The sequence below is a fragment of the Microcoleus sp. Pol12B4 genome, assembly GCF_036701385.1.
Lineage (GTDB): Bacteria > Cyanobacteriota > Cyanobacteriia > Cyanobacteriales > Microcoleaceae > Microcoleus.
The window spans coordinates 1-1,816 of record NZ_JAUBQR010000420.1 but is presented as its reverse complement, the minus strand read 5'-3'; the positions used below and the strand labels follow the sequence as shown (position 1 = coordinate 1,816).

2 protein-coding genes and 1 pseudogene are annotated in these 1,816 nt (G+C 40.2%); 2 read left to right on the top strand and 1 reads right to left on the bottom strand.

Going from position 1 to position 1,816, the window contains the following annotated elements; translation table 11 throughout:
* Positions 1-129 precede the first annotated feature (129 nt).
* Positions 130-312 carry an NfeD family protein gene (locus tag QUA38_RS28710; protein ID WP_333085395.1) on the top strand — a complete coding sequence of 61 codons (183 nt, stop codon included), beginning with the start codon at positions 130-132 and terminating at the stop codon, positions 310-312.
* Positions 313-824: 512 nt separating this feature from the next.
* Positions 825-1,557: pseudogene (locus QUA38_RS28705) on the top strand (IS1 family transposase).
* Positions 1,558-1,574: 17 nt separating this feature from the next.
* On the opposite strand, the gene QUA38_RS28700 reads toward QUA38_RS28705, so the two are convergent.
* A partial coding sequence (locus QUA38_RS28700; protein WP_445305135.1) for an RNA polymerase sigma factor occupies positions 1,575-1,816 on the bottom strand: 242 nt, incomplete at its 5' end.

Here is a 1,816-nt window from a genome sequence, read left to right as displayed (position 1 = left end):
CGAGAGAATACGCTTTCATTAGGTTTGACTACAACAATGATATTTTATTGTACCTCATTACAGCGGAATCCGCTGTAAGTTTATAGCACCCCAAGGTTCCAGCCCAACTAGAATCAGGAGAAAGTAATCATGACTGTCAGCCATTTAGAAAGAGCGATCGTTGAAGAAGAAATTAAACCAAATCAGTCCGGCAGTGTGCGATTTCAAAGCAGTTGGTGGCCTGCAAAATGCGTTCGAGAAATAACTTTGCAACCCGGTGAAGTTGTTCGCGTCGTGAGACTTGACAACATTACTCTGATAGTTGAAGCGTAGTTGGGAAACAATCGGGACGTGTGGAGTTATCGGAGGGTAGAAAAAAAAATTTGCGATCGCGTTTCTATTTCGATACATTTCTCTTCAAGCGCGCGATCGCACTCATCACCTCTGTTAATTTCAATATTCTAGAGTTTGACCTCAACCACAACTCACCTCTGACAGTTTTGTCGGCGGTTTTTTTTCAGTAGGGACACGGCACCGTGCCCATTAGTGTAAACTTAAGGCTAAAACTTTTGATAAATCTCGTTTTTACCTGAGTCTAGATCCCCCTAAATCCCCCTTAAGAAGAGGGACTTTAAGAAGACTCCTGTCCCCCCCTTGTTAAGGGGGGCTAGGGGGGATCTAGGCTTAATAGTCAAACAGCATTCTGTGACTGGGTTTGACGTTAAGTTGACACCAATGGGCACGGGGCGGTGTCCCTACTTACGCAAATCGGCGTTGGTGAATTAGGGTATGATGATTTGAGAGTGCGAGCGCCAAAAAATAAAACTTCACAAAACGCAGAGCTTATGCAATGTCCTGAATGTCAGTCAACTCATGTTAATAAAAATGGTCATAAAAAAGGTAAACAGAATTATATTTGTTTCGGTTGTGGCAGACAATTTATAGAGGGCTATTAACCTCATAAAGGTTATTCTGAAGATGTGAAACGTGAGTGTCTCAAAATGTATGTCAATGGTCGGGGTTTTCGAGCAATTGGGAGAGTCAAAAATGTGCATCATACGACCATCATTAATTGGGTCAAACAAGTAGGAAAACTCTTGCCAGATTTTTATGAGGCAGAAATAACTCCACAAGTGGGAGAATTAGATGAATTAGAAACATTTGTTGGCTCAAAAAAAATAAAACCTGGTTATGGACAGCAGTAGACCATTTTAAACCAGGTATTCTAGGATGGGTTTTAGGCGACCATAGTGCCAAAACCTTTGAACCACTATGCGAGATTGTTAATAAATGGAAATGCCATTTTTAGGTAACATATGGGTGGAAAGTTACCATAAATTTATTCCCGATGGATATCAGATTGTTAGCAAAACATATATGATAAGAGTTGAGGGTGAAAATACAAGATTAAGACATTATTTGGCTCGCCTAAAACGAAAAAGTCTTTGTTATTCTAAATCTGAATAAATGCTAAAATATTCAATTCAGTTACTAATTCACTATCTAAAATTTGCAGATGTTCCAGTTCCGTATCAAAATCAAAGAAATCATTTTCGCTTGTCTGCGATGACACTATAAGTTTATCATACCTTGATTCAGCAACGCATCTGGTGGCAGTAACGCAGGATAAACGGATTGCGTAATCGAGAAGTAAGAGTATCAATAGCGCGGCGAATGTACTGTCCCAACTCATGATGTAGAAGTGCTTCTTGAGGAGAGTTCAAACCAGAAATAACTGCTGAGCTTCCTGTAGCAGCTACTTCTTCAATATCCTCCATCTGCATTGCTTTCCGGCGACGTTCTCGGTGTATATCTATACATAGATTATGGGTTAAGC

Excerpts from the sequence above, each read along its gene's own strand:
- QUA38_RS28710 (WP_333085395.1), top strand. The coding sequence starts at position 130 with ATGACTGTCAGCCATTTAGAAAGAGCGATCGTTGAAGAAGAAATTAAA.